Source organism: Gibbsiella quercinecans (assembly GCF_002291425.1).
GTDB classification, from domain to species: domain Bacteria; phylum Pseudomonadota; class Gammaproteobacteria; order Enterobacterales; family Enterobacteriaceae; genus Gibbsiella; species Gibbsiella quercinecans.
Genome location: NZ_CP014136.1, coordinates 2,431,547 through 2,455,192 on the forward strand (window position 1 = coordinate 2,431,547; position 23,646 = coordinate 2,455,192).

At 58.7% G+C, this 23,646-nt stretch carries 22 protein-coding genes; 8 read left to right on the plus strand and 14 right to left on the minus strand.

The genetic code is table 11. The annotated features are described in order from the left end of the window. Positions 1-4: 4 nt before the first annotated feature. From ACN28Q_RS11240 to xylF, 5 genes are all read right to left on the minus strand, one after another. A complete protein-coding gene (locus ACN28Q_RS11240) occupies positions 5-1,348 on the minus strand; it encodes an esterase-like activity of phytase family protein (protein WP_095846423.1) in 1,344 nt (447 codons plus the stop codon). A gap of 149 nt (positions 1,349-1,497) precedes the next feature. Then, entirely contained in the window at positions 1,498-2,676 is a 1,179-nt protein-coding gene (xylR, locus tag ACN28Q_RS11245; RefSeq protein ID WP_095846424.1) for a D-xylose utilization transcriptional activator XylR, read from the minus strand. A 252-nt stretch (positions 2,677-2,928) separates the two neighbouring features. Next, complete coding sequence (xylH, locus tag ACN28Q_RS11250; protein ID WP_095846425.1) at positions 2,929-4,113, minus strand: xylose ABC transporter permease XylH; 1,185 nt, start codon at positions 4,111-4,113, stop codon at positions 2,929-2,931. Continuing rightward, positions 4,091-5,632 (minus strand): xylose ABC transporter ATP-binding protein, encoded by a 1,542-nt coding sequence (locus tag ACN28Q_RS11255; protein ID WP_095846426.1) that lies wholly within the window; start codon positions 5,630-5,632, stop codon positions 4,091-4,093. Before ACN28Q_RS11255 ends, xylH begins: the two co-directional genes overlap by 23 nt. Before the next feature lie 32 nt (positions 5,633-5,664). Next, positions 5,665-6,660, minus strand: coding sequence for a D-xylose ABC transporter substrate-binding protein (xylF, locus tag ACN28Q_RS11260; RefSeq protein ID WP_095846427.1), 996 nt, complete (start codon positions 6,658-6,660; stop codon positions 5,665-5,667). A gap of 369 nt (positions 6,661-7,029) precedes the next feature. Between xylF and xylA the strand changes: the two genes are divergently transcribed. The 4 genes from xylA (at position 7,030) to ACN28Q_RS11280 (ending at position 11,483) form a co-directional block, all read left to right on the plus strand. Then, positions 7,030-8,349 (plus strand): xylose isomerase, encoded by a 1,320-nt coding sequence (gene xylA, locus ACN28Q_RS11265; protein WP_095846428.1) that lies wholly within the window; start codon positions 7,030-7,032, stop codon positions 8,347-8,349. 108 nt (positions 8,350-8,457) lie between these two features. Beyond that, complete coding sequence (xylB, locus tag ACN28Q_RS11270; protein ID WP_095846429.1) at positions 8,458-9,930, plus strand: xylulokinase; 1,473 nt, start codon at positions 8,458-8,460, stop codon at positions 9,928-9,930. Between the two features lie 75 nt (positions 9,931-10,005). Further along, positions 10,006-10,560, plus strand: coding sequence for a cysteine hydrolase family protein (locus ACN28Q_RS11275; RefSeq protein WP_095846430.1), 555 nt, complete (start codon positions 10,006-10,008; stop codon positions 10,558-10,560). Continuing rightward, entirely contained in the window at positions 10,560-11,483 is a 924-nt protein-coding gene (locus ACN28Q_RS11280; RefSeq protein ID WP_095846431.1) for a GlxA family transcriptional regulator, read from the plus strand. Before ACN28Q_RS11275 ends, ACN28Q_RS11280 begins: the two co-directional genes overlap by 1 nt. A gap of 3 nt (positions 11,484-11,486) precedes the next feature. On the opposite strand, the gene ACN28Q_RS11285 is transcribed toward ACN28Q_RS11280, so the two are convergent. The 5 genes from ACN28Q_RS11285 to fdhE all read right to left on the minus strand — a co-directional run bounded on the left by ACN28Q_RS11285 (position 11,487) and on the right by fdhE (position 16,773). Then, positions 11,487-12,479, minus strand: a complete 993-nt coding sequence (locus tag ACN28Q_RS11285; protein ID WP_095846432.1) for an acyltransferase — start codon at positions 12,477-12,479, stop codon at positions 11,487-11,489. Between the two features lie 160 nt (positions 12,480-12,639). Then, entirely contained in the window at positions 12,640-14,178 is a 1,539-nt protein-coding gene (exaC, locus tag ACN28Q_RS11290) for an acetaldehyde dehydrogenase ExaC (protein WP_095846433.1), read from the minus strand. 258 nt (positions 14,179-14,436) lie between these two features. After that, positions 14,437-15,042 carry a glutathione S-transferase gene (locus ACN28Q_RS11295; RefSeq protein WP_095846434.1) on the minus strand — a complete coding sequence of 202 codons (606 nt, stop codon included), beginning with the start codon at positions 15,040-15,042 and terminating at the stop codon, positions 14,437-14,439. Between the two features lie 39 nt (positions 15,043-15,081). Further along, positions 15,082-15,729 carry a DcrB-related protein gene (locus ACN28Q_RS11300; RefSeq protein ID WP_095846435.1) on the minus strand — a complete coding sequence of 216 codons (648 nt, stop codon included), beginning with the start codon at positions 15,727-15,729 and terminating at the stop codon, positions 15,082-15,084. 114 nt (positions 15,730-15,843) lie between these two features. After that, complete coding sequence (gene fdhE, locus ACN28Q_RS11305; protein ID WP_095846436.1) at positions 15,844-16,773, minus strand: formate dehydrogenase accessory protein FdhE; 930 nt, start codon at positions 16,771-16,773, stop codon at positions 15,844-15,846. A gap of 181 nt (positions 16,774-16,954) precedes the next feature. Between fdhE and fdhD the strand changes: the two genes are divergently transcribed. Next, entirely contained in the window at positions 16,955-17,770 is an 816-nt protein-coding gene (fdhD, locus tag ACN28Q_RS11310; protein WP_413541193.1) for a formate dehydrogenase accessory sulfurtransferase FdhD, read from the plus strand. Positions 17,771-17,870: 100 nt separating this feature from the next. On the opposite strand, the gene alsE is transcribed toward fdhD, so the two are convergent. From alsE to ACN28Q_RS11330, 4 genes are read right to left on the minus strand one after another with little or no spacing between them, the layout of a single operon-like run. After that, on the minus strand, positions 17,871-18,548 hold the full coding sequence (gene alsE, locus ACN28Q_RS11315; RefSeq protein ID WP_095846438.1) for a D-allulose 6-phosphate 3-epimerase: 678 nt from the start codon (positions 18,546-18,548) through the stop codon (positions 17,871-17,873). A gap of 44 nt (positions 18,549-18,592) precedes the next feature. Next, the gene (locus tag ACN28Q_RS11320; RefSeq protein ID WP_095846439.1) at positions 18,593-19,855 is read right to left on the minus strand and encodes a PTS ascorbate transporter subunit IIC; all 1,263 of its coding nucleotides are present in this window, start codon (positions 19,853-19,855) and stop codon (positions 18,593-18,595) included. Positions 19,856-19,881: 26 nt separating this feature from the next. Further along, positions 19,882-20,148: a PTS sugar transporter subunit IIB gene (locus ACN28Q_RS11325; RefSeq protein ID WP_095849001.1), complete on the minus strand. Its 267-nt coding sequence runs from the start codon at positions 20,146-20,148 to the stop codon at positions 19,882-19,884. A gap of 18 nt (positions 20,149-20,166) precedes the next feature. Beyond that, a complete protein-coding gene (locus ACN28Q_RS11330) occupies positions 20,167-20,607 on the minus strand; it encodes a PTS sugar transporter subunit IIA (RefSeq protein ID WP_095846440.1) in 441 nt (146 codons plus the stop codon). A 310-nt stretch (positions 20,608-20,917) separates the two neighbouring features. On the opposite strand from ACN28Q_RS11330, the gene ACN28Q_RS11335 reads away from it, so the two are divergent. The 3 genes from ACN28Q_RS11335 (at position 20,918) to yiiM (ending at position 23,570) form a co-directional block, all read left to right on the plus strand. Beyond that, positions 20,918-21,943, plus strand: coding sequence for a LacI family DNA-binding transcriptional regulator (locus ACN28Q_RS11335; RefSeq protein ID WP_095846441.1), 1,026 nt, complete (start codon positions 20,918-20,920; stop codon positions 21,941-21,943). Positions 21,944-22,097: 154 nt separating this feature from the next. After that, a complete protein-coding gene (gene sodA, locus ACN28Q_RS11340) occupies positions 22,098-22,721 on the plus strand; it encodes a superoxide dismutase [Mn] (protein ID WP_095849002.1) in 624 nt (207 codons plus the stop codon). 177 nt (positions 22,722-22,898) lie between these two features. After that, entirely contained in the window at positions 22,899-23,570 is a 672-nt protein-coding gene (gene yiiM, locus ACN28Q_RS11345; protein ID WP_095846442.1) for a 6-hydroxyaminopurine reductase, read from the plus strand. The last annotated feature ends 76 nt before the right edge of the window (positions 23,571-23,646 follow it).

The window sequence follows — 23,646 nt, forward strand, 5'->3', positions numbered from 1 at the left end:
CCGATTACGGCTGCAGCAAGCCCTTCGCCTCTAACAAGATAAACTCGTTGTCATCCGCCACGTTGGGCAGGCGGCTGGAGGAGAACGGGAAGTTGTTGTCATTGCCAACGATGATATGGCTGCCGTCCACCACGTCGACGTTCTCAATGGTAAAGAACGGGAAGGTGAACACGCCGTTGTTCAGCGGCTTACGCGCCACGGCGTTAGGGTCTTTAATCTTGAGCAGATCGATATAGGCCTGTTTGTCCACCGGCTTGCCGACGTTGGCATCGGAAAACGCGATGCGGTACACGCGCTTGAATTTCGCCACGTCGCTAAAGCAGTTGGCGGTCGCCGCGCCGTTGGCGCAGGCTTTATCTTCGGTGCCTTCGCCGTTATCACGCTCAATCACCAACCCGTGCGTAGCGTCAATCATGTTGAAGTCGCCAATCGCGTTCTGGTTGTCTTCCAGCACATACCGCCAGCTGCGGCCGGTCCACTGCTGCTGCTTGACGTCAAATTCCAGCACGCGCAGGTAGCGCTTGCCGTCAACGTTTTCAAACTGCTCGCCATCCCACAGTGCGCCTTCCAACAGCGGATACAGCTTGCTGCCATCCGGCGAGGCGGCCATGCCTTCAAAGCCTTTGGAGCGTGACACCTGGAAGTTCAGCTTGCTATTCGGCGTACCCGGCAGGGTCAGCGTCGGGTTGTCGGGGGATTTCACGATCTTGCCGTCGACCAGGGTGTCGAATACCGCCAGTATCTTGCCGTCAAGATCGGCCTTGATCAGATACGGGCCGAACTCATCGCCGATCCACAGCGCGCCACCGGCAAACTGGAAGCTTTCCGGATCAAAATCACTGCCGGTCAGATAGCGTTTTTCCGTGCTCTCGTTGACGATATGGAACGGCACTTTTTTATCCGGATCGTGCAGGAACACGGTCTTCAGCGGCGTGACGTTGCCGGCCTTGAAATCGATGTTGTAATGGTTGAGATACAGCATGGCATCCGGCGAGTTGGCCTTGCTGCCGAAGCCGTTGTCGGTCAGCACCCAGTAAGTGCCATCCGGCATGTGTTTGATGCCGGAATGGCCTTGCAGCGGCTGGCCGTTAATCGGCAACCCGATGCCGGTTAAGCGATCGGCGGATTTCCCCGGCACGCTGCCCAGTTCCGTCACCCGTTGGCCGCTGGTGTACTTGCCGCTCTGCTGCAGATCCACCGGCGCATCGGCGGGCGTGGCCACAGTGGATTTCACCGGCAGCAGGGCATGCCCGGCCAGCTCGGCGGAAACTTCTTGCTGTGCCCACAGCGGCTGGCTGCACATCATGCAGGCGGCCAACAGCGCCAGGCGTGTTTTTGTTATATGCATATTTCAGGCTCCCTGATTTTTATCTGTACACAAAGGTAAAAGCAACGCCACTATAGGGAGCCGTAATGACAGAAATATGATTTATACACGTCATCCTTCAAGTTGCAGGTGTGTTGGCTTTATGACTCGGCCCATCCCTGAACCGCTGTTCAGTACCCCACTTCGCCAAACCGCGCCCGATACTCCCTGGGCGTGGTGCCGTAGCCCTTTTTGAACACCGAATAGAAATATTGCAACGACGGATAGCCGCACATCTGCGAAATCTCGTTAATCGCCAGCGAGGTGGCCGTCAACAGGTTGCGGGCGCGCTCAAGTTTTTCCTGATAGATCATGTTGTGGATGGTCTGGCCCGTTTCGTCTTTGAAGCGCTTTTCCAGATTGGAACGCGACATGCCCACCGCATCCAGCACCTGTTCCACCTTGATGCCTTTGCAAGCGTGGTAGCGAATGTAGTGCATCGCCTGAATCACCGCCGGATCGCGCAGTGAACGGAAATCGGTGGAGCGGCGTTCAATCACCTTCACCGGCGGCACCAGAATGCGCTGCAGCGGCGGCCGTTGCCCATTGAGCAACTGGTGCAGCAGTTTGGCGGCGCGGTAGCCCATCTGGCGCGATCCCTGCGCCACCGAAGAGAGCGCCACCCGCGACAGGTAGCGCGTCAGCTCTTCGTTATCGATGCCGATCACGCACAGTTTTTCCGGCACCGCAATGTCCAGGTGCTCGCACACCTGCAACAGATGGCGCGCGCGGGCATCGGTCACGGCGATAATGCCGGTTTGCTGCGGCAGCGTTTGCACCCAGTCAGCCAGGCGGTTCTGGGCGTACTGCCAGTTTTCCGGCGCGGTGGCCATACCCTGGTACACCACCCCCTGATATTGCTCGGCCGCCACCCGTTGGCGGAAGGCATGCTCGCGCTCCTGCGCCCAGCGCTTGCCGCCCTCAATCGGCAAACCGTAAAAGGCAAAGCGGTTCAGCCCCTTTTCCTTCAGGTGCATAAAGGCCGCTTCGACCAGCGCGGCGTTATCGGTGGCGATATAATGCACCGGCGGGTAATCCTCGGGGCAGTGATAAGAGCCGCCAACGCCGACGATCGGCACATTCACGTTTGCCAACAGGCGTTCAATTTCGCGATCGTCGTAATCGGCGATCACCCCATCCCCCAACCACTCCCTGATGTTATCGATACGGCAACGAAAATCCTCTTCGATAAAAATGTCCCAGTCACACTGCGATGCCTGCAAATACTCGCCGACGCCTTCCACAACCTGGCGGTCATACACTTTGTTGGCGTTGAACAGTAACGTGATGCGGTAGCGCTTCTCGAACATGGTGTACACTCCTGGAAAACACGCGGGCAAAGCCCGCGAGAGCCGGCAGTGAGTAGCCATTTATAAAGATATCAAGGCGCGAACCGTGCAGTTTGGCCGGCCCCAATTAAACGGCGAGCAACGCAGAAGCGCGGCCCAATAGCCGCCAGCGGCTCTCACGCACGATGGCGGGACACAGCCCGGCTCTCTGGATAGCACACGCCGGCCAGAGAGCTGGAATAATTGCGCGATAACTGTGAGCCAGCGCGCTTTTTACACCCGCCGTTTGGTTGCGGAATCCATCCACACCGCCAGTAGCAAGATGCTGCCTTTCACGATGTACTGCCAGAAAGTGGGGACATCCAGCATGCTCATGCCGTTGTCGAGCGACGCCATAATAAACGCCCCCATCACCGCCCCCGCCACGCTGCCGATGCCGCCGGCCAGGCTGGTGCCGCCGATCACGCAGGCGGCGATGGCGTCCAGTTCGGCAATGTTGCCGGCGGAAGGCGAACCGGCGCCCAGGCGCGAGCTGAGGATCAGCCCGGCAATCGCCACCATCAGGCCGTTGATGGCGAATACCGCCAGCTTGGTGCGCTCAACGTTTACCCCCGACAGGCGCGCGGCGTCGATATTGCCGCCGATGGCGTAAATCCGCCGGCCAAAGGCGGTACGGGTGGCCATGAACATCCCGGCCAGCATCAGGGCGGTGAGGATCAGCACCGGCGTCGGCACGCCGCGGTAGTCGTTCAGCAGATAAACGGCACCCAGCACAATCACCGCCAGGATGCTCTGCCGGGCCACATCGCCACGCGCCGCGACCACCGGCAGGCCAAGCTGCGCGCGCCGGCTGCGCTGCCGCCACTGCCAGGCCACAAACACCATCAGGCCGATCGCGCCGATGCCAAAGCCCACGCCGCCCGGCAGATAGCTCTGGCCGATCTGCGACATCGCGCTGCTGATCGGCGACACCGTGGTGCCATTGGTGATGCCGATCAGGATGCCGCGGAACGCCAGCATCCCGGCCAGGGTGACGATAAACGAGGGCACCTTGCGATAGGCGACCCACCAGCCGTTCCATGCCCCCAGCAGCAGCCCCGCCACCAGCGTCACCACGATGGTCAACGGCAGCGGCCATCCAAACCAGACGTCGAAGATCGCCGCCGCGCCCCCCAACAACCCCATCATCGATCCCACCGACAGATCGATCTCCGCCGAAATAATCACGAACACCATGCCCACCGCCAGGATGCCGGTGATCGCCGTCTGGCGCAGCAGGTTGGAAATATTGCGCGCGCTCAGGTAGGCGCCGTCGGTGGTAAAGGTAAAGAACAGCATAATGACGACGATCGCCGCCAACATCACGAACACCTGCAGGTTAATCGGGCTGCGTTTAAGCAGCGGTTGCTTCTCTGCCGCTGCCGACAGGCTTGCTTCAGACTCTGTGCTTTTCAACATGTGTTTCACTCCGCAAAGCCGCTTCCATCACCTGCTCCTGTGTGAGGCCGCGGTTAGTCAGGGAAGCCTTAATCTGCCCCTGGTGCATCACCAACACTCTATCGCTTAGCCCCAGCACTTCCGGCAGTTCGGAAGACACGACGATCACCGCGATACCTTGCTGCACCAATTGATTGATTAGCTTGTAGATTTCTTGTTTCGCACCGATATCGATGCCGCGCGTCGGCTCATCCAGAATCAGGATTTTCGGGTTCAGCAACAGGCATTTCGCCAGGATGGCCTTTTGCTGATTGCCGCCGCTCAGCCGGGCGATCGCCAGCTCCGGCGAAGAGGTTTTCACCCGCAGCCGCGCCAGCGACTGCTGAATGGTGGCCTGCTCACGGGCGTCGTCCAGCGTGGTGAGCCTGCCGCTGAAATCCCCCAGCGCGGCCAGCGTCATGTTGGCGCCCACTCCCATCACCGGCACGATGCCGTCGCGTTTGCGATCTTCCGGCACCATGGCGATGCCGTATTCCATCGCCTGGCGGCAGTTGTTGATGGTGGCGGGCTGCCCGTCGATGGTGATACGCCCTTCCCAGCGGCCGGGATAAGCGCCGAACAGGCACTGCATGGTCTCGGTGCGGCCGGAGCCGACCAGCCCGGCAACGCCGAGGATTTCGCCACGCCGTAGGGTAAAGGAAACATCGTCAACCCGGCGCACGTGGCGGTTCACCGGGTGCCAGGCGCTGAGGTTTTCCACCTGCAGGATCACCTCGCCGATATCGTGCGGCTCCTGGGGGTACAGTTCGGTCAGCTCGCGCCCGACCATCATGGCGATGATGTCATCCTCGCTCATGCTGGCCGCCGCGCGGGTGCCGATGTGCTTGCCGTCGCGGATCACACAGATCAGATCCGAGATCGCTTTTACCTCATTGAGCTTGTGCGAAATATAAATGCAGGCAATGCCGTGATCGCGCAGATCGCGGATGATCGCCAACAGCGTGGCGGTTTCGTTTTCCGTCAGCGATGCGGTCGGTTCATCCAGCACCAATAAACGCACCTGTTTGTTCAACGCCTTGGCGATCTCCACCAGTTGCTGCTGCCCCAGCCCCAGCTCGCCGACGCGAGTGTGGGGATCCACCGCCAGCTTGACCTGCGCCAGCATACGCTGGCAGCGCAGGAACATCGCGTCATAATCCATTAGCCCGAAACGGCCCCACTCGCTGCCGAGAAACATGTTTTCCAGCACCGTCATTTGTTTCACCAGCGCCAGCTCCTGGTGAATAATGGCGATGCCCTTTTGTTCAGTATCACGAATGGTTTTTGCGGTTAATAAATCCCCGGAAAAATAAATCTCCCCCTGGTAACTGCCGTGCGGATATATTCCGCACAGCACTTTCATTAAAGTGGATTTACCCGATCCATTTTCACCACATAAGGATAATACCTGGCCCGCGTCTAATTGCAGGCTGACGTTATCCACGGCTTTTACCACGCCGAACTGTTTAGTGATATTTTTCATTTCCAACAGGCAGGGCATTATTCCCTCCGTATTACTGCGCCAAATGAAAATTAATTAATATCGGATTTTTTATGGAAGCCATCGGCAATAACGGTGCTGTCGATATTTGATTTATCCACCGCGATTGGCGTCAACAACCAGGCGGGAACATCGCGGCTGCCGTTATTCAATACGCTATTGGATTTCGGCTGTTCGCCCTTGCCCAGCTGCACGGCGATATCCGCCGCTTCATCCGCCAGTTTGCTGATCGGCTTGTACACCGTCATGGTCTGGGTGCCGGCCACGATGCGTTTGACCGCCGCCAGATCGGCATCCTGGCCGGAAATGGCCACCTTGCCGGCCAACCCCTGCGCCGCCAGCGCCTGGATAGCGCCGCCCGCCGTGGCATCGTTGGAGGCCACCACCGCATCGATATGGTTGTTGTTGGCGGTCAGGGCGTTTTCCATAATCTTCAGTGCGTTCTCCGCCAGCCAGGCGTCAACCCACTGATCGCCCACTATCTTGATCTTGCCGCTGTCGATCAGCGGTTGCAGCACGTTCATCTGCCCCTTGCGGAACAGCTTGGCGTTGTTATCCACCGGCGAGCCGCCCATCAGGAAGTAGTTGCCCTGCGGCACACGTTCCACCAGGCTTTGCGCCTGCATTTCGCCCACCTTTTCGTTGTCGAACGAGATATAGAAATCAATGTCGGCGTTATTGATCATGCGATCGTAAGCCAACACTTTGATGCCTTCGCGCTTCGCCTCGGCGATCACGTTGCTCAGCACCTGGCCGTTGTAAGGGATGATCACCAGCACGTCGACGCCACGGTTGATCATGTTCTCAACCTGCGCCATCTGGGTTTCTTCATTGCCGTTAGCGGACTGAACAAACACGTCCGCCCCCAGCGACGCGGCCTTTTTCACAAAAATGTCGCGATCTTTTTGCCAGCGTTCCAGGCGCAAATCATCGATCGCCATACCGATTTTTATTTCTTTACCGAACCCCGGCTGGCTGGCCAGCACCAGGAGAGCGCAGGCAGAGAGGAAAATGTGCTTGAATTTCATCTTATATACCTTTGTTATTGAATGTGTAGGGGTAATAATTGAAACAGGCTTTTTTGATAACGTCCTGCGAATTGTTGACGCTTATTTCGAATTCAGCAATTACTGATTTTTACCCACCAATTATGTTTTTTGGTTTAATGTTGTTTTTATGGTGGCGATCACGTTTTCACCCAGAGACTTTCACGCGGCTAAATAGAAACATCCCGTTTGTCTCTCTCCGGCTATGTTTTATCGTCATTATGGGATCTTGCGCACATTTAATAATTCTGTGCATTTAAGTGTGAAATAACGTAATTGAGCAGCCGGCAATGAACTCCGAAGATGAGGCAGTATCCCGTACGCAGGGTTCTGTCAATTAAGGAGTCAAGAATGCAATCCTATTTTGAAAAGCTCGAACACGTCCGCTATGAAGGCACCGGCAGCACCAACCCGCTGGCATTCCGCCATTACAACCCGGATGAGATCATCCTTGGCAAAACCATGGCCGATCATCTGCGCTTTGCCGCCTGCTATTGGCATACTTTCTGCTGGACCGGCGCGGATATGTTCGGCGTAGGCGCGTTCGATCGCCCGTGGCAACAGCCGGGCGATGCGCTATCGCTGGCTAAATTAAAGGCCGACGTAGCGTTCGAGTTCTTCCACAAGCTCAACGTGCCTTATTACTGTTTCCACGACGTTGACGTATCGCCGGAAGGCGCATCGCTGAAAGAATACCTGAACAACTTTGCGGTGATGAGCGACGTGCTGGCCGAGAAGCAGCAGAGCAGCGGCGTTAAGCTGCTGTGGGGCACCGCCAACTGCTTCACCCACCCGCGCTACGGCGCCGGCGCGGCGACCAACCCGGATCCGGACGTGTTCTGCTGGGCTGCCACCCAGGTGTTTACCGCCATGAACGCCACGAAAAAGCTCGGCGGCGAAAACTACGTGCTGTGGGGCGGGCGCGAAGGGTATGAAACCCTGCTGAACACCGATCTGCGCCAGGAACGCGAACAGATCGGCCGCTTTATGCAGATGGTGGTGGAGCACAAACACAAAATCGGCTTCCAGGGCACGCTGCTGATTGAACCCAAACCGCAGGAGCCGACCAAGCACCAATACGACTACGACGTCGCTACCGTGTACGGCTTCCTTAAGCAGTTCGGGCTGGAAAAAGAGATTAAACTCAATATTGAAGCCAACCACGCCACCCTGGCCGGCCACTCGTTCCATCATGAAATCGCCACCGCCATCGCACTGGGTATTTTTGGCTCGGTTGACGCCAACCGCGGCGATCCGCAGCTTGGCTGGGACACCGATCAGTTCCCGAACAGCGTGGAGGAAAATGCGCTGGTGATGTTCGAAATCCTCAAGGCGGGTGGCTTCACCACCGGCGGCCTGAACTTCGACGCCAAGGTGCGCCGCCAGAGCACCGATAAATACGATCTGTTCTACGGCCACATCGGCGCGATGGACACCATGGCGCTGGCGCTGAAAGTGGCGGCGAAGATGGTCGAAGATGGCCAGTTGCATCAGCAGGTCGCCAAGCGCTACGCCGGCTGGAACAGTGAACTGGGCCAGCAAATTTTGCAGGGAAAACTGTCGCTTGATGCGCTGGCGAAGTACGCTGAACAACAGGCTCTGGCACCGCAGCACCAAAGCGGCCACCAGGAAAAACTGGAAAACCTGGTCAACCGCTATCTGTTCGGTTAGCCCCATCCGGCGGCGTTGCCCGCCGTTGTATTAAACCCCCGAGGGCCACGGCAGGGTGCTGGCGCGCCTTGCCGCCCGGCGGCCCCACGCTTTGAAGGATACGCGCTCATGTACATTGGCATCGATCTTGGCACCTCTGGCGTGAAAGCCATTCTGCTCGACGAACAGGGGCAGTTGCTGGCCAGCCAAAGCGAACCCTTGCCGATCTCACGCCCTCATCCGCTGTGGTCGGAGCAATCGCCGCAGGACTGGTGGAAAGCCACCGACCGCGCCATGCTGGCGCTGGCGAAACAGCATAATCTGCAGGCGGTCAAGGCCATCGGCCTGACCGGCCAAATGCACGGTGCCACGCTGCTGGACAAACAGCAGCGGGTGCTGCGGCCGGCCATTTTATGGAACGATGGCCGCAGCGCGGCCGAGTGCCAGGCGCTGGAACAGGCGGTGCCGAACGCGCGCGCCATCACCGGCAATCTGATGATGCCGGGCTTTACCGCACCGAAGCTGCTGTGGGTTAAACGGCATGAGCCGCAGATATTTAGCCAGATCGACAAAGTCTTGCTGCCGAAAGACTACCTGCGCTGGTGTATCACCGGCGAATTCGCCAGCGATATGTCCGACGCCGCCGGCACCCTGTGGCTCAACGTGGCGCAGCGCGCCTGGAGCGATGAACTGCTCGCCGCCTGCGGGCTGACGCGCGATCAGATGCCGGCGTTGTTTGAAGGCAACCAGATTACCGGCCAGGTGCATACGGAACTGGCCAAACGCTGGGGGATACAGCCGGTGCCGGTGGTGGCCGGCGGCGGCGATAACGCCGCCGGGGCGGTGGGCGTGGGCCTATACCAGGCCGGCCAGGCGATGCTGTCGCTCGGCACTTCCGGGGTCTATTTCGCCGTCAGCGACGGCTTCCTTAGCAACCCGGCCAGCGCCGTGCACAGCTTCTGCCACGCGCTGCCCGCCACCTGGCACCTGATGTCGGTGATGCTGAGCGCCGCTTCCTGCCTGGACTGGGTATGCAAATTAACCCAGGTGGCGGACGTAGCCACCCTGCTGCGCAACGTCGAGCAGGCCGAACCGGCAGAGGTGCCCCTGTGGTTCCTGCCCTACCTTTCCGGCGAGCGCACGCCGCACAACAACCCTAACGCCAAGGGCGCCTTTTGGGGCCTGACTCATCAGCATGGCCCGAACGATCTGGCGCGCGCCGTGTTGGAAGGCGTGGGCTTTGCGCTGGCCGACGGGATGGATGTGTTGCACGCCAGCGGCCTGCAGCCCACCAGCATCCGGCTGATCGGCGGCGGCGCGCGCAGCCCGTACTGGCGCCAAATGCTGGCGGACATCAGCGGCCAGCGGCTGGAATACCGTACCGGCGGCGACGTCGGCCCGGCGCTGGGCGCGGCGCGGCTGGCGCAGATTGCCCTCAACCCGCAGCGCCCCTTGAGCGAACTGCTGCCGGAACTGCCGCTGGAACAGGTTCACCAACCGGATAGCGAGCGCCATGCGCGTTATGCCGAACAGCGCACGACCTTCCGCGAGCTGTATCGCTGCCTGCTGCCGTTAACCAAGGGTCCGTTGGTGTCATCATGATGGCCGTTTTTGGCCTTCTTCCGTTGTGGAAAGCCGCGCATGATAGGCTTAATCCCACACGGCGGAGGGCCGAAAATGCCACACAGCGCACTGTTAATCATTGATGTTCAACACTCTTTCCTGCACCGGCCATTCTGGCAGGAAGATGATCTGCCATTATTCACCGCCAACCTGCAGCGGCTCATCGCCGGTTGTCAACAGCAGGGCGTGGCGCTGGTCGATGTGTTCCACGTTGCGCCGCAGGGGCCCTTTTCCCTGGCGTCCGGGTTGGTGCAGCGCTTGCCGTTCCTGCAGCATCAGGCGGATGTGACGGTACACAAACGAGTTCACAACGCCCTGACCGATTCCGGCCTTGACGCCTGGCTGCGGGAGCGAGGCGTCAGGCACCTGATCATCGCCGGTTTGCGTACCGAACAGTGCTGCGAAACCACCGCCCGGGTGGCGTCCGATCTGGGCTACCGGGTGACCTTCGTCACCGAGGCTACGCTCACCTTCCCCATGCAGCACCCGGACGGCGCGAGCTTTACCACGGCACAGCTAAAGCGGCATACTGAAACGGTGCTGGCCGGCCGTTTCGCCCAGCTCGCCAGCGTCGATCGGGCGCTGGAGGATCTGCGCCAGGAACCCTGATGACCCAAACCGTTTACTTTTTACTGCTGCCCAACGTGCTGTCGCTGGACGTCAGCGGCCCGGCGGAAACCCTGCGCCTAAGCGGGCAGTTCGCCTTGCGCTATATCAGCCCGTGCCCGCAGATCACCTGTTCCATCGGTATGACGCTGGGCCAGCTCCAGCCGTTGCCGCCACGGTTGGCGGACGGCGATATTCTGGTGCTGCCCGGCGTAACCGACTCCAGCGCCTTTTTCGCCAATGAGGAAGCCGCGCTGGCGCGCCAGTGGCTGCAGCAACTTCTGCCGGCGCTGCACGAACAACGCATCACACTGGTGTGCATCTGTTCCGGCGCGCTGCTGGCGGCGCAGGCCGGGTTGCTCGACGGCTACCAGTGCACCACGCATCATGAGGTGATCGCTCGCCTGCGCCAGCAGGCGCCGGCGGCGCTGGTAAAAGAAAACCGTATTTTTGTCGAAGATCGCAGCATATATACCAGCGCGGGCATTACCGCAGGCATCGATCTGGCTTTGCATCTGATCGGCCGCCACTGTGGCGCCACAGCAGCGCTGGCGGTGGCACGAGAAATGGTGGTGTATTTCCGCCGTTCCGGGGACGATCCGCAGTTGTCGCCCTGGCTGCGCTACCGTAATCACCTGCACCCGGCAGTGCACCGCGCGCAGGACGTGATGGCCGCCGAGCCGGAAGCCGAATGGTCGGTCGCCCAGGTTGCAGACAAGGCTCACGTCAGCAGCCGCCACCTGGCGCGGCTGTTCCGCCACCACATTGGCATCAGCGTGCGTGAATACCATGAGCAACTGCGGCTGGCGGTAGCGCAGCAACGCCTGCAGCAGGGCTACGGGCTGGAAAAGGCCGCCCTCGCCGCCGGGTTCTCTTCCGGCCGGCAGTTACGCCGAGCCCAGCAGCGCTGGCCGCAGACGGCGTAGGCTTCAGGAAACCAGCCGCCGTTTATCGATGTGTTGCAAGCCGGCGGAAAGCAGCAGGCTCAGCCCCAACGCCGCGCCGAATACCCAAAAGATATCCAGCACCGGATAGGCGCTCAGCGTCAGATGGCCGCTGCGCAACGCATTGATGATAATGGCGTGGAAACCGTAGATCGCCAGTGAATGGCGGGAAAATAGCCCCAGCCAGCCGATCGGCTCCGGCAGGCAGTTTTTACACCACACCAGCAGCGCGACGGCGGCAATAAACACCAGCGGGCCGCTGTAAATGTAAAAGGTATCGGCGAAGTTGCGGTTGATAAACAGCTGGCGCTTGGTGCCGGCGATGATCAACACCACGCATACCACAAACGCCAACGCCGCCAGCAGGCTGGCGCCACGCCGCTGGGTATCCATCATGCCGATCGCCCGCCCGGCCAACGCATACAGCAGGTAATAGAACGTATCGCCGTTGATATACAGATTCACCGGCAATAACGATGCGTGGCCGGCGTTTAACGCCGGGGTATTGGGATTGGCAATTACCGCCAGCACGGCAAGCGCCGCCACCAGATAGCCCCCGGCCACCGGCTTGACGCAAATCAGCGGCGAGAGCAGGTAAATCACCGCGATGGCGTAGAAAAACCACAGGTGATAGAACACCGGCTTTTGCACTATACCGCGCAGCGAGGGCCAGAAACCGATGCGGGTAAACAGCGCGATATAAATCAGCGCCACGGCGCTATAAAACGCAATGCAGCAGGCGATGCGGCTAAAGTGGCGGCGGCTGGCGCTGCGTTCGCCGAAAAACAGGTAGCCGGAAATCATAAAGAACAGCGGCACGGCAACGCGCGACAGCGCATTCAACGCATTGGCCACATCCCAGGGCGTCTCGCCTACTGCCATGCCGTGAGTCACGTAATAGGTGGTGGCATGAATCATCACCACCATCAGGCACGCCAAGGCGCGCAGATTATCTATCCAGCCGATTTTATTGCTCATCAACGCCCTTTGCCGCTGGCCTCGTCGTAGGTTCCAAACCCCAAAGGGTATAGAGCGGCGCTGCCGGCGACAAGCCAAACGCGCTATTGCGGCGCTGCCGCCAACAAAATGGCCCCAGCCAACGGCAGGGGCCATGCAAGCAAAACATGGGGTGCGGCGGTTAGAACAAACCGAGCGTTTTTTCCGAGTAGCTGACCAACAGGCATTTGGTCTGCTGGTAGTGATCCAGCATCATCTTGTGGGTTTCGCGCCCAATCCCCGACTGTTTGTAGCCGCCGAACGCCGCGTGCGCCGGGTAGGCGTGATAGCAGTTGGTCCACACGCGCCCGGCCTGGATGTTACGCCCCATATGGTAGGCCACGTTGCCGTTGCGGCTCCACACCCCGGCGCCCAAGCCATAATCGGTATCGTTGGCCAGCGCCAGCGCTTCATCCATATCCTTGAAGGTGGTCACCGCCAGCACCGGGCCGAAGATCTCTTCCTGGAACACCCGCATGCTGTTTTTGCCGAACAGGATGGTAGGCTCCAGGTAGTAGCCGCCGTCCAGCCCGCCTTCCAACGCCTTGCGGCGGCCGCCGGTCAGCACCCGGGCGCCTTCTTGCTTGCCAATATCGATATAGTTGAGGATGGTATCCAACTGCCCTTGCGACACCTGCGCACCCATCTGGGTATGATTGTCCAGCGGGTTGCCGCTGCGGATACTTTCAACCCGTTTGATCGCGCGCTCCATAAAGCGTTCGTAGATCGATTCCTGCACCAGCGCACGGCTCGGGCAGGTGCAAACTTCCCCTTGGTTGAAGGCAAACAGCGCAAACCCTTCCAGCGCCTTATCAAAGAACGCGTCTTCTTTATCCATCACGTCGGCAAAGAAGATGTTTGGCGATTTGCCGCCCAGCTCCAGCGTAACCGGGATGATGTTCTGCGTGGCGTAGCTCATGATTTGGCGGCCCACTTCGGTGGAACCGGTAAACGCCACCTTGGCGATGCGCTTCGAGGTGGCCAGATATTCACCGATCTCGCCGCCGGCGCCGTTGACCACGTTGATCACCCCCGGCGGCAGCAAATCCTGCACCAACTCCATCAGCACCAGCACCGACAGCGGGGTCAGCTTGGCGGGCTTGAGCACGATACAGTTGCCCGCCGCCAGCGCCGGCGCCATTTTCCAGCAGGCCATCAGCAGCGGGAAGTTCCACGGGATAATTTGCCCCACCACCCCCAGCGGTTCATGGAAGTGATAAGCGACGGTTTCCGAATCAATTTCGCTGATGCCACCCTCCTGCGCCCGCACGCAGGCGGCGAAGTAGCGGAAATGGTCAATGGCCAGCGGCACGTCGGCGTTGCGGGTTTCGCGGATCGGTTTACCGTTGTCCCAGGTTTCCGCCGCCGCCAGCAGCTCGATGTTTTCCTCCATGCGGTCTGCCACGCGGTTGAGCAGGTTGGCGCGATCCTGTACCGACATTTTGCCCCAGGCGGCTTTGGCGCGGTGCGCCGCATCCAGCGCCAGATCGACATCGTGCGAGCTGGAACTGGCCACCTCGCAGAGCGCCTGGCCGGTAACCGGGGTCAGGTTGGTGAAATATTCCCCCTGAACCGGCGGCACCCATTCACCGCCAATAAAGTTGTCGTAACGTTTTTTCAGCTTGAGCGGAAAACCGGTGTTTTCTGGGGTGATCTGGGTTGCAGTGGTGTGGGTTGCCATGTTCTGTCTCCTTTTACGCAGCATCATGATTACCGCCCGCAGGCAGTAAGCAGTATCGCGGGGCGGCCGCTAATACAGTGGTATATGAAGTTGCAAGAATCAGAATCTGGGAAAAATCTCTATAGCAAGCTTAGGCAGGAAGCGCCCATCAGGCAGAAATAATGATCAACTCTTGGAAGGGGGTCACAGTTTTACCCCGTGGGCAGCTAAGCCGGCGCGGTTTTGCCTGAGGGGTGTCTCGTATCACCGCCCTGCCGATCAGGGCGGCAGGGTGCGGGCAAAGCTTTCGCGGCTGAACAGCCGCTCGGCCAGCTTGATCAGCGCCGGGCGGGAAACGCACCAGTTCGGCACGATGCGGCGAAAATTCAAATAGCCCAGCGCACAGCCGGTGGCGATATCCGCCAGCGTGAGCTGTTCGGCGTTGAGCAACGTTTTTTGCTGCGCCAACGCTTCCAGCGCATCCAGCCCCTGCGTGAGCTTTTGGCGCTGGCGCAGCATCCCGTTTTCATCCTGTTTCTCCGGCGCGCGCTTGCTTTCGCGAAACAGCATGGCGGCGGCTTCGGTCACGCCATCCGCCAGCGCCTCGACGCGGCGGATACGCAGCGCCGCCAGGCGATCGGCCGGCAGGAACGCCGGCGCTGCCTGCTGCAGCTCAAGGTATTCGGCAATCACGCGGGAATCAAAAAACAGCTCGCCGTCATCGGCCACCAGCACCGGTACTTTGCCCAGCGGGTTGAAGGCCGCAACCTGGCTACCCGCGTCGTACGGCGGATCGTTGACGAATTCAAACACCAGCCCTTTTTCCAGCAGCAGCACGGAAATCTTGCGCACAAACGGGCTGGTATAACTGCCGATCAGCTTCATCAGTCGCTCCTCGATCCGGGGATAGCTTTACTATCCGGGTTATTTGACCACCATGGTTTCAATAATCCGCTGCACCAGTGCCTGATGCGCCTGCGGCGTTTTGGCCGGCGACAGGATCTGTAACGTGACCACGCGCTGGTTGAATACCGTCACCACAATGGTGGAGACCACCTGCTGGCCGCTGACGTTCTGTTCGCTGTCCAGGCGGCGAAAGCGCTGTTTGCCGACGCTAAAGCTCTCTTCCCGGGTCTTCTTGATATTCTGATAACGATCCGCCAGCTCGGTAATCATGCTCTGCATCAGTTCTTTCAGCATCGCATCGCTGCTGCTGAGCTTCATCCCTTCCGGCGGGATCACCTCGGAAGAGACGGTGCGCTGGCGCGATTTGCTGTCCAGGAACAGCTGAATCGTGGACCTGCTGTCGTTGATAATACCGCTGTATTTGGTCTGATCGCTAAAGCCCGGCGGCAATTCAAAGGTGATGCGCCCTTGCTGCAGGGAAACCGGCAGGCCGGCCTGCGGCACGCTGACGGCCACCGGCGCAACCGGCGGCGCGGCGGGCTGAGTCACGATGGGTTTAGGCTCCGGCTTCGGGATTTCCGGCTTTTTGCTGTCCGGGTTGTCGCAGGCAACCAGGGCGCCGGCCAGCCAGACCACCGTGGCGAATTTTACGCATGTTGTTAACATCGTCCCTTTCCTTTGCTACCACACATCTATGCCTAACCGTAGCAAGTCACCCTGGCGTTTGCCAGAGATGCGGCCCGATTTGCCACATGGCAACCGCATAAAGGAAGAAGCCGCTTATTCGCCGGGAAACAGGAAAGGATTGATGCTGCTGCGGGCGAACCCTTCATCTTCCATTTTGGCATCCAGGATCAGTGTCGCGAGATCGTCGGCCACCGCTTCAACCTGCGGATCTTTCTCCTGATAAAGAATTTTCAGGTAGGTGCCGCAATCGCCGCAGCTTTCCGCCTTCACCGCCGCCTGCTCGCTGCCCAGCGACCAGTAATTGATATCGCGCGTCTGCTCGCAGTTGCTGCACTTGACCCGCACCACGTGCCATTCGCTTTCACACAGGTTGCAGTGTAGGTAACGCAGGCCGTTCGCCGTGCCCATGTGCACCACGCTGGAAACCGGAATACTGCCGCACACCGGGCAAAACTGGCGGTGCTCGCCGTCTTCGGCATGGGCGTTGCCTGGGATCAGGCTGGCCATCTGCGCCCAGTACAGGGAAAGCGCCGCCCAAATGAAAGGCGCCTTATCGCTGCCGATTTGGCTAAATTCGCGGTTGAGCAAACCATCTGCCAACAGTTCCAGCTCCGTGACAGACGCCTTTTCCAGATTATCCAGCACCGCCAGAATATGTTCCGGCGCCTGCGGGCGCAGTTCGGCGATCAGCGAAGCCAACAGCGTGCGCCAATGGCCGCTGCGCGCAAACACGCTGATGTCCAGCGGCGGTTTGCCGCTGCGCGCGCCTTGCGCCAGGGCTTCGCTCAGATCCAGCTGCAGCGGGTTATCGTGCAGGGCATTGTGCTGCGCTTCGGCCAGGGTCGCAGCAAACTCCAGGTAATCCCCCAGCGGATGATTTTCCGCCAGCGTGCGCAGGCGTTCCGCCCGGCGGCGGTAGAGGCTTTTCAGGTTAGCGAACAGTAACGGCGGAATGGCGTGCGCCGCCGTAGACTTGACGCCCGGTGCCTCTGACGGCGTTTTAGGAACGATACGAATGCTCATCAGCGTTTATTTTCCTGTTGGCTCATGCTGGCGCAGTGCCCTGTGCGCCGGGCAATAATCACATTGTGCATACACCTTTATCGGGTTACAGCGCTAAGATAAAGGCAGAGACATTATTTGACGCCACATTACCACAGGGGAGTTATGGGTGTTATGCCGAGGTGCCAAGTCAGTGAATAATATAGACGCAGAACCCACAACCAGCGCGCCCGGGCTCGCCGGCGCCATCCAGCGCCAGGTATTTCAACGCGATGACCTGGCGGCGGCCGGGCAGGACTGGCTGGCGGAAGAAGTGCCGGTGGCGCTGGTCTACAACGGCATTTCTCACGTGGTGATGATGTGCACACCCAAGGATCTGGAGGCCTTCGCCGTTGGCTTTTCCCTGTCTGAAGGCATTATCGCTTCGCCAAACGAGATTTACGGCATGGATATCGCCGCCACCTGCCACGGCCTGGAAGTGAACATTGAGCTTTCCAGCCGCCGCTTCGCCGGCCTGAAAGAACGCCGCCGGGCTTTGGCCGGGCGCACCGGCTGCGGTGTCTGCGGCATTGAGCAATTGGCCGATATCTTCCGCCCGCTGGCGCCGCTGCCATTTAGCCAAACCTTCACGCTCAGCCGGCTTGATGGCGCATTGGCCCAACTACAGGACGTGCAGCAGGTCGGCCAACTGACCGGCTGCACCCATGCCGCCGGTTGGATTACACCACAGGGCGAGCTGCTGGGCGGCTGCGAAGACGTTGGCCGCCACGTGGCGCTGGATAAGCTGCTGGGCGTGCGCGCCAAACAGGGCTGGCAACAAGGGGCGATTTTGGTTTCCAGCCGCGCCAGCTATGAAATGGTGCAAAAAGCCGCCATGTGCGGCGCCGAGATCCTGTTCGTCGTCTCTGCCGCCACCTCGCTGGCGGTGGAGATTGCCGAACGCTGTAACCTGACGCTGGTGGGCTTCAGCCGGCCCGGCCGGGCGAGCGTCTATACCCATCCGCAGCGGCTGGTTTAAGAGCCTATCCCATTAGGGCTATTTTACTTGTCATTTTGAACACGGACAGCGCGCAGGGTAAGGCAGGAGAAACCGGCGGCCACCTTGCCGCCGGTGGCGATCAGGCAGCGGTTTCGGCGGCGAACACCGCTTCCATTTTCTGCCAGGCTTCAGCCACATCATCAGCCAGGCTGAACAGGCCGGAGGTGCCGACGATAAACACATCCACGCCCGAGGCCGCAATTTGCCGGAAGGTGCGTGCGTTGCATGAACCGTCGATCTCGGTCAGATAGTGATAGCCATGCTCTTCACGCAGGCGAATCAGTTGCCGAATTTTATCCAGCGTCTCCGGTATAAATTTCTGGCCGGCAAAACCGGGATCAACCGACATCACCGTCACTTTGTCCAGCAAATGCGCATATTCACGAATGCTGTCAGCCGGCGTTGCTGGGTTTAATACCACGCCGCAGCGGCGCCCGGCGTCTTTAATCTGATTCAACAGGCGAAATATTTTATTATTCGCCGTTTCCGGATGAAAACTAATAATATCCGCACCGGCATCTATACACATCGGAATAATATCTTCCGGATGGTTAACCATGAGATGCACGTCGATCGGCACTTCGGTAAGCTTGCGCAGATTTTCGATAAAGAACGGCGACAGGGTAATATTTTTTACATAGCTGCCATCCATAATATCGACGTGATAAAACGCCGCCGTGCTATTCATCGCCTCAATCTGTTCGCGAAAGCGGGTTAAATCCATGCACATCAGCGAAGGGGAAAATTTCGCGTTCATTAGGTAATCCTCATTACATGAGCAGCCATCGGCTGCTCATGACATCAATGGAAGAGTGCAACAATATGGCCGAGAATAATGCCGATAATACCGAAGTCGGCATCACCGAAGGTGGTTGACGCAAAGCCCAGATCGCCCATCAGCGGCAGCAGAATCGCCGGCAGGAAAGAGATCAGCAACCCCTGAACAAAGGCGCCGATGATGGCGCCACGGCGCCCGCCGGTGATGTTGCCGTACACGCCCGCGGTCGCGCCGCAGAAGAAGTGCGGAACCAAGCCCGGCACGATAACGCTCAACCCAAACAGCGGGCAGAGGAACATGCTGATCAGGCCGGCGGCGAAGCTGCTCAGGAAGCCGATGATCACCGCGTTAGGCGCAAACGGGAACACCGTCGGGCAATCGAGCGCCGGTTTGGCATTCGGCACTAACTTGTCGGCGATGCCTTTAAACGCCGGGACAATTTCGGCAATGATCATGCGCACCCCGGCAAGGATGATGTAAACACCCGCCGCAAAGGTGATCGACTGGATAATGGCGAACACAATGAAGTTCTGGCCGCCGCTCACCTGGCTTTCGGTAAACGCTTTGCCTGCCACCAGCACCAGCGCGATGAACAGAATCATCATGGTGAGCGAGATCGCCACCGATGAATCACGCAAGAAGTTGAGGGTTTTCGGCACCTTCAGCTCTTCAATCGACGGGCTGCCTTTGCCAACCAGCTTGCCGACCAACGCCGAGAGCAGATAACCGGTAGAGCCAAAGTGGCCGAGCGCCAGATCGTCCGAATTGGTGATTTTGCGGGTAAAAGGCTGCAAAATCGCCGGGCTGACCACCATCATGGTGCCGAGGATCAGTGCGCCAATCAGCACCAGCCAAAAGCCACTCACGCCGCCCACCGACAGGATCACCGCCAACATCGCCGCCATATATAACGTGTGATGGCCGGTGAGGAAGATGTACTTCAGCGGCGTAATGCGCGCCAGCAGAATATTCACCAGCATACCGAACACCATGATCATCGCGGTTTCAGTACCGTAATTCCGCTGCGCCAACGCCGCCATCGCATCGGTATTTGGCACCACGCCCTGAATCGAGAACGAGTGTTCAAACAGCTGGCTGAAAATAGTCAGCGTCGCGGCGATCAAATTAGCACCGGCAATCAGAATAACAAAACCCATAACGGTTTTTAGCGTGCCGGAAATAACATCGGAGATCGGTTTCTTTTGCAGTAATAACCCGATCAGAGAAAACAGGCCGACAAGTATTGCGGGTGTTCCAAGAACATCCTTAATGATGAACTGCAGCATAATCTACTCCATGCAATCGGGAATAATTACAGGTGCTCTGCCAGAATTTCTTTAATCCGCGCGTTATCCAGCAAATTAGTTAAGCCAAATACCTGCGCACTGTGGCCGGCTAATTGATCGGCGATATCTTTGGCGCTAATAATCAGGTCGGCTTTTTCCGATTTGGCGGACGTTAAATCGGTATGGCCGACTTCCGCTTCTTTTCCTAATTCCGCCACAATCTTTTTCACGTTCATTTCGACAATAAAGCTGCTGCCTAAACCGTTTCCACACACAATCAGTACTTTTTTCATCATCGTCATCTCTGGTGATTACTGGCTAATGGCCGCCTGAATGGCGGGTAGGGTATCTGCCGTCAACAGTTGTTGCAGGCGTGCTTCATCGCTGAACAATTCAGCTAACTGGGTGATCATCTGGATGTGTTCATCGCCGGACACGGCGCACAGCATGATCACCACGTACACCGGATCGTTTTCCCCGGCATCAAAATTAACGCCGTTTTTGATATGCAGCAGCGACAGGCCATTTTCATGCGCGCCCTGTTCAGGGCGGGCATGCGGCATTGCCAGGCCAGGCGCCAGCACATAGAAAGGGCCGATTTCAGCGTGCGCGGTAAAAATCGCCTCGAGATACGCGGGCGTAATGGCGCCCCGCGCCAGCAGCGGTGCGGCGGCCTTGCGTACCGCATCCTGCCAGTCGATAACCTCGTCCACGATGTTAATAGCGTCGGCGGTGAGCCACTGAGTAAGCATGCTAATTTCCCGTCGGTTGGTGAATGATCTGCATTCTGGTGATTTAGTGAACGCCATTCTGTGATACTAGTCGCAAAAGTTAGCGGTAACATGGTTATTGTTAAAAAATGAGTTACCGCTAACATTTTTTGCATTTGCGGTTGCGTGGTTTGCATCGCGGCAATTTACATCGCGGCAATAGGTTGGCATGTTCTGAATTGCAGGGCGGGTTTGTTCAATGGCCAAAAGTGTGGTTTTTAACATAGCGCGCGGACGCATTTGGTCTTAAGCTGCGTCCAGTTAAAAACGGACAGTCAGTCAGGAGAACGCCATGGCAGAAAAACGACGGCGCAATACCGGCAAAAGTACCCTCGCCGATGTCGCCCGTTTAGTGGGTGTCAGTACGATGACCGCATCGCGCGCGCTGCGCGTGCCGGAAAAAGTCTCTCCTGAAATCCGCGAAAAGATCGATGCGGCGGTGATTGAGCTGGGATATGTGCCGAACGTGCAGGCACGCAATCTGGCTTCGGCCTCATCGAGCCTGATTACCATGGTGGTGCCCTCTTTCGCCACGCCGGGCTGTGCGGTGGTGTCGGAAGCCTTGCAGGGCGTGCTGCGCCCGCAGGGCTATAACATGATGCTGGCGGAAGCCAACCATTCGGCGTCTGAAGAGAAAGACCTGATCGAAATGTTGCTCTCTTACAACCCGGCGGCGATGGTGCATTTTAATTTCGATAACGCCACCGACGCGCACCGTCTGCTGAGCAACTCCGGTTTACCGGTGATGGACATTGGCGGCGTGCGCCACGATGCCCCCGGCATCAGCATCGGCGTCGATTACGCCAAAGCTATTCGCCAGTTGGTGCAAAAGCTGGTTGAAAACGGCTATCGCAATCTCGGCCTGCTCTGTACCCAAACCAACAGCACCATTTTCAGGCAATTGCTTAATGGCTGGCACAGCGGCATGTTGGCGATGAATCAGGCGCCGCATCGCGTAGTCACCTCACCGCAGCAGCCGACTTTCGCCACCGGGCATGGATTGCTGGCGGAGATCCGCCTGACGTGGCCTGAACTGGATGTGCTGATTTGCACCGCTGAAGAGGTCGCCTGCGGCGCAATCATGGCCTGCCACGCCGCAGGCATCGCCATTCCCAGCCAGTTGGCGATTGCCAGCATCGGCGGCGGCCATCTCTCTGCGGTTTGCTCCCCGCCGCTGACCACCGTCGCGCTGCCGTATGAAGAGATGGGACGGGTGGCCGGCAAGCGCCTGCTTGCCGCGTTAAATGGCGACGAACCAGCGGCATTCAATGAGCTGCCGGCAACGCTTAAAATGCGCGCCAGCACCGGCAAGGTATAAAAACAACGGGTTGCTTTTGCCAGATTGCACAAATCCTTATACTTAATAGGGCATTGATAATCATTTTCAATACCAATTAATTAACTATAATGATCCGACTGCTTACGCGGTGCTCACATATTGCGCCGCCCAAAAACCACTGGAGATGATGATCATGAGTTATTCACTGCCATCCCTGCCTTACGCCTATGACGCACTGGAACCGCACTTCGACAAGCAGACGATGGAAATCCATCACACCAAACACCACCAAACCTACGTCAACAATGCCAATGCGGCGCTGGAAAGCCTGCCGGAACTGGCCAAACTGTCTGTTGAAGAGCTGATCGCTAACCTGGATAAAGTCCCGGCCGACAAAAAAATCGCGCTGCGCAACAACGCCGGCGGCCACGCCAACCACAGTCTGTTCTGGAAAGGGTTGAAAACCGGCACCACGCTGTCTGGCGATCTGAAAGCCGCCATCGAACGCGATTTCGGCAGCGTAGAAAAATTCCAGGAAGACTTTGAGAAAGCCGCCGCCACCCGTTTCGGCTCCGGCTGGGCCTGGCTGGTGCTGAAAGACGGCAAACTGGCTGTGGTTTCCACCGCCAACCAGGACAGCCCGCTGATGGGCGAAGCCATTTCCGGCGTTTCCGGCTTCCCGATTATCGGCCTGGACGTGTGGGAACATGCTTACTACCTGAAATATCAGAATAAACGCCCTGACTACATCAAGGCCTTCTGGAACGTCGTGAACTGGGACGAAGCCGCCAAACGCTTCGCCGACGCCGCGAAATAAGCGCACGCTCACCAGCCACGCTAACCGTTTCCCCGCCGGGGGAGCGGTTTTTTTTTGCCCCGATTCCGCGCCGCTGCCCCGCTTTCGTTTTCCCTCTCACGGCCGCACCGCTTTATCCTGTCCCTGGCCGGCAACTCACGCTATCCTGAAACCTGACGTGACAGTAAGGAGGCTCACATGCACCACCCCGACGTTTATATTGGCGGCATTCAACATTACGAGGGCGGGCGCCCGAGCGCGATCGCCAAGCGCCAGGTGGACGGTGCCGTTCAGCTCACCCCGCAGGGGCTGGCAGGCGATGAGCAGGCGGAAACCCGCCACCATGGCGGGCCGGACCGCGCGCTGTGCCACTATCCGCGCGAACACTACAACCACTGGCGCGCACAGTTTCCGGTGCAGGCCGAGCAGTTCTGCGCGCCCGCCTTCGGCGAGAATATCTCCACCCTCGGCCTGACCGAGCACAACGTATTTATCGGCGATATCTTCCACTGGGGCGAGGCGTTGATTCAGGTCACTCAGCCGCGTTCCCCCTGCTTTAAACTCAATTTCCATTGCGATATCGACGATATTTCGCTATTGATGCAGCAAAGTGGCCGCTGCGGCTGGCTGTACCGGGTGATCGCCAGCGGTGAAGTGAGCGGCGATCGCCCGTTAACGCTGGCGGCGCGCAACAGCGAAATCTCGGTGGCGGAGGCCATCAGCATCGCCTGGCATATGCCGTTCGACGAAGAACAATACCACCGCCTGCTGGCGGCTGCTGGGCTGTCCGCCACCTGGAGCAAAACCATGCTGGCGCGCATCACCACCGGCAAGATCGAAGATTTCAACCGGCGCCTGTTCGGCCACTAACGGATAGACACAGCGCGCAAGGGTCAGGGATGGGCCACATAACACGCTGGCACCCCAGCAACGTGAGAGATTAAAC